Source organism: Sutterella sp. (genome assembly GCF_052272535.1).
Taxonomy (GTDB): Bacteria; Pseudomonadota; Gammaproteobacteria; order Burkholderiales; family Burkholderiaceae_F; genus Sutterella.
Genome location: NZ_DAVZJY010000032.1, coordinates 7,016 through 14,589 on the forward strand (window position 1 = coordinate 7,016; position 7,574 = coordinate 14,589).

At 67.5% G+C, this 7,574-nt stretch carries 8 protein-coding genes and 3 tRNA genes (1 of these 11 cut by a window edge); 5 read left to right on the top strand and 6 right to left on the bottom strand.

What is annotated here, in order from left to right; genetic code table 11:
• Both ACT6Y9_RS03130 and ACT6Y9_RS03135 read left to right on the top strand, forming a co-directional pair.
• Positions 1-55 (top strand) — tRNA-Phe (locus ACT6Y9_RS03130); it begins 121 nt to the left of the window's first position.
• 35 nt (positions 56-90) lie between these two features.
• Positions 91-166 (top strand) — tRNA-Phe (locus ACT6Y9_RS03135).
• A gap of 115 nt (positions 167-281) precedes the next feature.
• Here the strand turns inward: ACT6Y9_RS03135 and queC are convergent.
• Positions 282-1,025, bottom strand: a complete 744-nt coding sequence (queC, locus tag ACT6Y9_RS03140) for a 7-cyano-7-deazaguanine synthase QueC (protein ID WP_443743482.1) — start codon at positions 1,023-1,025, stop codon at positions 282-284.
• Positions 1,026-1,055: 30 nt separating this feature from the next.
• The gene (locus ACT6Y9_RS03145; protein WP_443743483.1) at positions 1,056-1,571 is read right to left on the bottom strand and encodes a hypothetical protein; all 516 of its coding nucleotides are present in this window, start codon (positions 1,569-1,571) and stop codon (positions 1,056-1,058) included.
• A gap of 171 nt (positions 1,572-1,742) precedes the next feature.
• Between ACT6Y9_RS03145 and hemA the strand changes: the two genes are divergently transcribed.
• The 3 genes from hemA to prmC all read left to right on the top strand — a co-directional run bounded on the left by hemA (position 1,743) and on the right by prmC (position 5,128).
• Positions 1,743-3,032: a glutamyl-tRNA reductase gene (hemA, locus tag ACT6Y9_RS03150; protein WP_295480335.1), complete on the top strand. Its 1,290-nt coding sequence runs from the start codon at positions 1,743-1,745 to the stop codon at positions 3,030-3,032.
• Between the two features lie 141 nt (positions 3,033-3,173).
• On the top strand, positions 3,174-4,250 hold the full coding sequence (prfA, locus tag ACT6Y9_RS03155) for a peptide chain release factor 1 (protein ID WP_295480337.1): 1,077 nt from the start codon (positions 3,174-3,176) through the stop codon (positions 4,248-4,250).
• Positions 4,251-4,273: 23 nt separating this feature from the next.
• Positions 4,274-5,128, top strand: coding sequence for a peptide chain release factor N(5)-glutamine methyltransferase (prmC, locus tag ACT6Y9_RS03160; RefSeq protein WP_295480339.1), 855 nt, complete (start codon positions 4,274-4,276; stop codon positions 5,126-5,128).
• Positions 5,129-5,264: 136 nt separating this feature from the next.
• Here the strand turns inward: prmC and ACT6Y9_RS03165 are convergent.
• The 4 genes from ACT6Y9_RS03165 to ACT6Y9_RS03180 all read right to left on the bottom strand — a co-directional run bounded on the left by ACT6Y9_RS03165 (position 5,265) and on the right by ACT6Y9_RS03180 (position 7,525).
• A tRNA-Thr gene (locus ACT6Y9_RS03165) sits at positions 5,265-5,340 on the bottom strand.
• Positions 5,341-5,360: 20 nt separating this feature from the next.
• Complete coding sequence (locus tag ACT6Y9_RS03170; RefSeq protein WP_295480341.1) at positions 5,361-5,765, bottom strand: ClpXP protease specificity-enhancing factor SspB; 405 nt, start codon at positions 5,763-5,765, stop codon at positions 5,361-5,363.
• 163 nt (positions 5,766-5,928) lie between these two features.
• A complete protein-coding gene (locus ACT6Y9_RS03175; protein ID WP_295480342.1) occupies positions 5,929-6,549 on the bottom strand; it encodes a glutathione S-transferase N-terminal domain-containing protein in 621 nt (206 codons plus the stop codon).
• 223 nt (positions 6,550-6,772) lie between these two features.
• The gene (locus ACT6Y9_RS03180) at positions 6,773-7,525 is read right to left on the bottom strand and encodes a Nif3-like dinuclear metal center hexameric protein (RefSeq protein ID WP_295480344.1); all 753 of its coding nucleotides are present in this window, start codon (positions 7,523-7,525) and stop codon (positions 6,773-6,775) included.
• Positions 7,526-7,574 lie beyond the last annotated feature (49 nt).

Consider the following 7,574-nt stretch of genomic DNA (forward strand, 5'->3'; position numbering starts at 1 on the left):
GAGCAGCGGATTGAAAATCCGCGTGTCGGCGGTTCGATTCCGTCCCTAGCCACCAGTTCTCTCCGGTACTGGCGCCTTCTGCAGATTGGAGGCTAGGTAGCTCAGTTGGTAGAGCAGCGGATTGAAAATCCGCGTGTCGGCGGTTCGATTCCGTCCCTAGCCACCATTCCTCATTTACGGAGAGCCGCATCCTGAAACCCGCTTGGGGTTTCGGGATTTTTTTGCGCCCGCGCTCCGGACGTCCGGGAGCGGGCTCCGGCCCGCTCCGTCGCGACGGCGGATCAGTCCTCAAATCCGGCGCTTCCCGCCCAGGCGCTCCAGCCGTGCGCGCGCAGGCGGCAGGCGGGGCACTCCCCGCAGCCGTAGCCCCAGGCGTGCCGGTGCTCATGGTCGCCCATGTAGCAGGTGTGGGTCTCGTCGCGCACGAGGCGGACGAACTCGTCCCCGCCCGTGCGCCTTGCGAGCTCCCAGGTCTCGGCCTTGTTGAGGCGCATCAGCGGCGTCTCGATGATGAGCCGCGCGTCGAGACCGAGCGAGAGCGTCACCTGCAGGGACTTGAGCGTGTCGTCGCGGCAGTCCGGGTAGCCCGAATAGTCCGTCTCGCACATGCCGCCCACGAGCACGCGCGCGCCGCGCCGGTAGGCGATCGCCGCGGCGAGGGTAAAGAAGAGCAGGTTGCGCCCGGGCACGAAGGTGTTGGGCAGGCCCGAGGCCTCGAAAGCGATGCGCCGTTCGTCGGTGAGCGCGCACTCGGCGACCTCGCCCAGCACGGGCAGCCCGAGCATGTGGTCTTCGCCGAGCTTCTTCGCCCATTCGGGCTTGAGCGCGCGCATCTTCTCGAGGACCCGGCGGCGGCAGATGAGTTCGACCTGATGGCGTTGGCCGTAGTCAACGCCCACGGTTTCAACGTGCGCGAAGCGCTCGAGCGCCCAGCCGAGGCAGGTGGTCGAGTCCTGACCGCCCGAAAAGAGCACGAGCGCGGACATCTCCGCCGCGGCGGAGGATTGTTCTGTGAACTGCGTCATGGAAGTGAATGCGTCCGGGAAAGGATGGGTTCAACGGGCCGGGCGCCCGGGGGCGGCGAGGAGCGCGCGGACGCGCTCGCGCACGCGCACGCATTCGGCGACGTGCGCGTCGCCGAGGTTCACCACCGCCCAATACGAAAGCGCGGCCGCTGCGGCCTGTCCGGCGAGAGGCACCCATTTTGCCGCACGGCCGGCCGCCCAGCGCGCCCCGAACTGCTTTATCGCGGTGAGCACGACGGCGCTCGTGACGTAGCGCCCGGCGAAGACGGCACCCACCTGCGAGAGGGCGGTGAGCACGGCGACGCGCTCCTCGGCGTGCAGCCGCGCGATCTGCTCGGGCGAGAGCGCGAAGGCCTCGTTGATGCGCCCGAGCATGTCCGCGAAGGCTGCGACGTCCACCGCGACGTCGAGTCCGGGCAGCGGCAGCACGGCCGCGGCGGCCGAAAGCCCGGCGCGGCGGCGCACGAGCGCGCGCGCCTCTGCGGCGACCCGGGCGAGTCCGGCTTCATCCGGTTCGGCGGCGGCGCTCCGCATCTTTTCGTCCATGCCCCTGTCCGTATGGAAAAACCTTGTGAGATCAACGATGTCCGCGCCTTAAGGCTTGTCAAACAATTGGCAACCTATAATCGCGCAAACCCATAAAGAATAACCTCTTCGCCGTCGGGCGCCCCCGCACTCCCCGCGGCCGACCCCACGCGCCCCGGCAACACACCCGCAATGCAGCTTCTCGCCTTAGGTCTCAACCACACGACCGCGCCGCTCGCCGTCCGCGAACGCGTCGCCTTCGGTCCGGATGAAATCGCCGAAACGATCGCGTACCTGCTCGAGCGCTTCGGCGGCGCGCCTCAGGGCGGCGTTCACGAGGCCGCCGTGCTCTCGACGTGCAACCGCACCGAGATCTACGTCGCCTGCGAGGACCCCGCCGCGGCCAGAACGAACATCCTCTCCTACATCGCCAACCGCAAGGGCGTGGAACTGCGCGAACTCGAGCCGCACATCTACGCCTTCGAGCAAGAGGAGGCCGCGCGCCACACCTTCCGCGTCGCCTCGGGCCTCGACTCGATGGTGCTCGGCGAGACGCAGATCGTCGGTCAGATGAAGAAGGCCGAGAAGATCGCGCGCGAATGCCGCGGCCTCGGCGTGATGCTCAACCACCTCTTTCAGTCGACCTTCACCGTGGCGAAGGAGGTGCGCACCGCCACCGCGATCGGCGCGAATTCCGTGAGCCTCGCCGCGGCGGCCGTGCGCCTCGCGCTCCGGCTCTTCGGAAGCTTACGCGACGAGCGCGTCCTCTTCGTGGGCGCAGGCGAGATGATCGAGCTCTGCGCGGCGCACTTCGCCGCCCAGTCGCCCAAGTCGATCACCATCGCCAACCGCACCGTCGAGCGCGGTCAGGTGCTCGCCCGCACCGTGCACGCCGACGCCGTGCCCCTCTCGGAGCTCCCCGAGACGATCGGCCGCTACGACGTCGTGATCTCCTGCACCGCCTCGGCGCTGCCGATCATCGGTCTCGGCATGATCGAGCGCGCCGTCGCCGAACGCCGCCACCGCCCGATGTTCATCGTGGACCTCGCCGTGCCGCGCGACGTCGAGCCCGAGGTCGAGCGCCTCGACGACGTCTACGTCTACACGGTGGACGACCTCGGCAAGGTCGTGAGCGAAGGCAAGCAGTCGCGTCAGGCCGCCATCACGCAGGCCGAGACGATCATCGGCCTGCGCGTGGCGGACTTCATCGAATGGCTCAAGCTCCGCTCGGCCGTGCCGACCATCCAGTCGCTGCGCGACCGCGCGAACTACCTGCGCGACGAGGAGCTCGCCCGCGCGCTGCGCCACCTCCACCACGGCGACAAGCCCGAGGAGGTGCTCGAGATGCTCGCCCACGGCCTCACCAACAAGCTCCTCCACGATCCGACGATCCTGCTGAGAAACGGCGAGGGGCTCTCGGGCGACGACCGCGAGCTCATGGAGCGCATGCTCGACCGCTTCTACCGCCGTCACGACCGGTAGTCCCGGCCCGCCGCCGCCCGACCGAAACGGGACGCTCTCCGCACGAGGAGGCGTCCCGTTCGCGTCTGAAGCGCGCCCGGAGGCGCCGCAAAACGCTATTCTTCCTTCTTTCACCTTCACATCCAATCAGCCGACCAGAAAATGCTCAACGACAACGTCCGCTCGAAGCTCTCCGCGCTCTCACGGCGCCTTGAGGAAATCGACCGCATGCTCGCCGCGCCGGAGACGGCCGCGGACATGAACCGCTTCCGCGACCTGACGCGCGAACGGGCGGAGATCGAACCCGTCGTCGTCAAGCTCCACGCCTACGAGCGCGCCGAAGAAGACCTGCGCACGGCCGAGGAGCTCTACGCCGATCCAGAGATGCGCGAATTCGCCGTCGAGGAGATCGAGAAGGCGAAAGCCGAGCTCGAGGCGCTCGAGAAGTCGCTCCTGATCGAGCTCATCCCGAAGGATCCCAACGACGAGCGCAACATCTTCCTCGAGGTGCGCGCGGGCACGGGCGGCGACGAGGCCGCGCTCTTCGCGGGCGACGTGCTGCGCATGTACCTGCGCTACGCCGAGGGCCAGGGCTGGAAGACCGAAATCGTCTCGAAGAACGAGAGCGAACTCGGAGGCTACAAGGAGGTGATCGTGCGCATCATCGGCCGCGGCGCCTACTCGAAGCTCAAGTTCGAGTCGGGCGGTCACCGCGTGCAGCGCGTGCCCGCGACCGAAACCCAGGGCCGCATCCACACGTCCGCGTGCACCGTGGCCGTGCTCCCCGAACTCGATGAGATCGAGGAGGTGAAGCTCGATCCGTCGGAGCTGCGCATCGACGTCTTCCGCGCCTCGGGCGCGGGCGGGCAGCACATTCAGAAGACCGACTCGGCCGTGCGCATCACGCACCTGCCCACCGGCCTCGTGGTGGAGTGCCAGGACGAGCGCAGCCAGACGCAGAACAAGGCGCGCGCCATGCAGATCCTCGCCTCGCGCATCTATGCCGCGCAGGTCGAGGCGCAGCACCAGAAGGAGGCCTCCGAGCGCCGCTCCCTCATCGGTTCGGGCGACCGCTCCGAGCGCATCCGCACGTACAACTTCCCGCAGGGACGCGTGACGGACCATCGCATCAACCTCACGCTCTACCGGCTCGAGGCCGTCATGAACGGCGACCTTGAGGAGATCATCACGGCGCTCACGACGCAGCATCAGGCCGAAGCCCTCGCCTCGCTCGCCTGAGCCACATCCCGGAGGGATTGCTGATGAAGCAGCAGATCAGACTCAACAACGAGGAGCCGCAGGTCGGCCCGTCGATCCGCGCGCAGCTCGGCAAGGCCGCGCCCGTCATCGGCCGCTTCGAGGCGATGATCCTGCTCGGCTTCGTGACGGGCCGGTCGCGCGAAAATCTGATCGCGCACGACGAGGACGAACTCTCCGACGAGGAGATCATGCGCTTCGACCTGCTCGTCTCGATGCGCGCCGCGGGCACGCCCGTGCCCTACATCACCGGCAGCCAGGAGTTCTACGGCCGGCACTTCCACGTGACCGACGCCGTGCTCATCCCGCGGCCCGACACCGAAGTGCTCGTCGAACAGGCGCTCCTCGTGGCGCCCGCCGCCCCGCGCATCGTGGACCTTGGCACCGGGAGCGGCTGCATCGCCTCGACCCTCGCGCTCGAGATTCCCGACGCGCGGGTGACGGCGACGGACGTGTCGGCCGACGCCCTCGAGATCGCCCGCGGCAACGCCGCGGCCTTGAGCGCCCGAGTGGATTTCCGCGAGGGCTTCTGGTGGAGCGCCGTTCCCGAGAAGGAGCGCTTCGACCTCGTCGTGAGCAACCCGCCCTACATCCGGCCCGACGACGAGCATCTGCGCAACCTTGAGTTCGAGCCCCTGGGCGCCCTTACCGACGGCATCGACGGGCTCGAATGCCTGCGCGCGATCGTTGCGGGCGCGATGGAGCGGCTCACGCCGGGCGGCTGGATCCTGCTCGAGCACGGCTGGGACCAGGCGGCCGACGTGCGGCGCCTCCTCGAGGAGGCGGGCTTCGCCGCCGTACGCACGAAGAAGGACTACGGCGGCAACGACCGCGTGACGATGGGGCGGCGCGCGGACTGAGGCGCCGCGCCCGCGGCGCATTCCGCAGCAGGGTCCCGCATCCCGTCCGTTTTCGGGGGCGGGACCTTCTTTTCGCCCCGCGCAATCCGCAAAAAGAAAAACCCGAACCGTGAAGAGCGGTCCGGGCTGCGTATCTTGGTGCCTCTTGTCTGACTCGAACAGACGACCTACCGCTTACAAGGCGGTTGCTCTACCAACTGAGCTAAAGAGGCGCGGAAGGCGGATTATACGGTTACTTGATGCGCATGGGGCGGCGCGGCGCGGCGGCGGGAACGGGGTTCCCGGTGAGCTTCGCGACGAGCTCGGGCGGGGTCGGCGTGAGGATGAAGGAGGCGCCCGAAGAGGCCTCCTCGGCAGGGGCGACGTGCACGATGCGATTGAGCGGCACGACCACCTCCATCGCGTCGTTCTCGTCGCCGAAGCGCGCGAAGAAGGAGAGGCATTCGTCGTTCATGTCGAACGAGCGCACGGCCTCGTCGTCGATGTCGAGGATGATCATGCCGTCCTGCACGTACTCCTCGGGCACGCGGCAGGCCTCGTCCACCTCCACCCAGATGTAGGGGCGGAAGTAGTGCTCCATGCAGTATTCCCTGACGGCGTCGATCACCGTGGCGCGGACGGTCTGATAGCTACTCATTTTCGGGCGGCGTCCTTACGTTTCTTCTGTTCTCTTCTCTCCGTGCACGCACTCGGGGGGCGGCCGGAGAATCTCCCCGCGGCGGCCGGCTCCGAAACCGGCCGTCGGGAGTGCGGGTCGCCGGGGCCGGCGCGAACGGGCGCCGCACCGGTCCTCGACGGCTTTACTTGCGCATCGTGCGTTCCTGCGCCGTCATCGAGTCGATGAAGGACTGACGGGCGAAGAGGCGCTGCGCGTAGATCTCGAGCTTCGCGGAGGTCGCCGAGAGCTCGATGCCGTAGTAGGGCACGCGCCAGAGGATCGGAGCGAGCACGACGTCGATCATCCCGAAGTCGTCCGAGAGGAGGAACTTCGTGTCGCCGACGCGCATCGACAGGATGTCGAGGTTCTCGCGCAGACGGCGGCGGGCGAGGGAGCGGCGCTCCTCGGAGGCGCGGTTGTTCTCGAGGATGCGCACGTGCGGGAAGAGCTCGCGGTCGAGCACGTGCAGGAAGAGGCGCGTGCGGGCGCGGCCGACCGGATCGGTCGGCATGAGCTGCGGATGCGGGAAGCGCTCGTCGATGTACTCGTTCACCACGAAAACGTTGTAGAGCAGCAGGTCGCGTTCGGTGAGCACGGGCAGTTCGCCGTACGGGCTCTTGCGGACGACCGCGAGGTCCTCCTCGTTCTGGACGACGCCGTCGAGATCAACGGACTTGATGTCGAATTCGCAGCCCTTCTCGTTGAGAAGAATGCGGCTCATGTGGGAGAACGGGCAGGTCGGGCCCGAGTAGAGGTACATCATGTGGAATGAACACCTGCGCTAATGTCGATCAAGCCGCGCCGAATCCGGCAGACCGTTGGTGACGGCCGCAGAAAACGGCGGGAAACTACATATTTTAGACAATGCCTGCATTGTTACATCTGCGCATGCGCCCGTTGATGCGACGTCGCTCTTTGAAAACAGGGAGCTCCGCGCAAATGCAACAAATTGTTATGCGCCATTTGGCGTCGCAGAAGGCTGCCCGTCAGACGGGGTTGTCCTGAGCGACGAATTCGATCTCGAGCTCGGGGAAGGCTTCCTCAAGGCGGCGCCCGAGCGCCTGGATGCCGAACTGCTCCGTGGCGGTGTGGCCGGCGGCGAGATAGGGCACGCCGAGCTCGACCGCCTCAAACGTGGTGTGCTCGCGGATCTCGCCCGAGAGGTAGAGGTCGCAGCCGAGCGCGGCGGCCGCACCCAATTCATCCTGCGCGGCGCCCGAGCACCAGCCAACGTAGCTCACGGTCTTGTCGGCCGGGCCGACGAGGAGCGGCCGGCGGCCGAGCGCCGCCTCCACGCGTGCGGCGAACGCTTCGGCGCTCATGGGGCCCGAGAGGATGCGCCCGGCGTGGAGCAGCCCGTACTCGCCCGTGCGCGTCTCGATGGAGAGCCCGAGCACGCGCGCGAGCTCGGCGTTGTTGCCCACCTCCGGATGCGCGTCGAGCGGCAGATGGTAGGCGATCAGATTGAGGCCGGCGTCGATGAGCGCGCGCACGCGCGCGCCCTTCACGCCCGTGATGCGCGGATCCTCACCGCGCCAGAACCAGCCGTGATGCACAAGCACCGCGTCGGCTCCGCGGCGCGCCGCCTCGCGGATCAGTCCGAGCGAGGCGGTCACGCCGAGCACGATGCGCCTCACTTCGCCGCGCCCCTCAACCTGCAGGCCGTTCGGAGCATAATCACGAAACTCCCCGGGTTTGAGACATTCATCGAGATAGTCAATGAGGGCTGTGATCTTCATAGAAAATCGGCGCGGAAACCTCTGTCTTCAGACAGGGGAGGAAGCGCCG

Excerpts from the sequence above, each read along its gene's own strand:
- queC (WP_443743482.1), bottom strand. The coding sequence starts at position 1,025 with ATGACGCAGTTCACAGAACAATCCTCCGCCGCGGCGGAGATGTCCGCG.
- ACT6Y9_RS03145 (WP_443743483.1), bottom strand. The coding sequence starts at position 1,571 with ATGGACGAAAAGATGCGGAGCGCCGCCGCCGAACCGGATGAAGCCGGA.
- hemA (WP_295480335.1), top strand. The coding sequence starts at position 1,743 with ATGCAGCTTCTCGCCTTAGGTCTCAACCACACGACCGCGCCGCTCGCC.
- prfA (WP_295480337.1), top strand. The coding sequence starts at position 3,174 with ATGCTCAACGACAACGTCCGCTCGAAGCTCTCCGCGCTCTCACGGCGC.
- prmC (WP_295480339.1), top strand. The coding sequence starts at position 4,274 with ATGAAGCAGCAGATCAGACTCAACAACGAGGAGCCGCAGGTCGGCCCG.
- ACT6Y9_RS03170 (WP_295480341.1), bottom strand. The coding sequence starts at position 5,765 with ATGAGTAGCTATCAGACCGTCCGCGCCACGGTGATCGACGCCGTCAGG.
- ACT6Y9_RS03175 (WP_295480342.1), bottom strand. The coding sequence starts at position 6,549 with ATGATGTACCTCTACTCGGGCCCGACCTGCCCGTTCTCCCACATGAGC.
- ACT6Y9_RS03180 (WP_295480344.1), bottom strand. The coding sequence starts at position 7,525 with ATGAAGATCACAGCCCTCATTGACTATCTCGATGAATGTCTCAAACCC.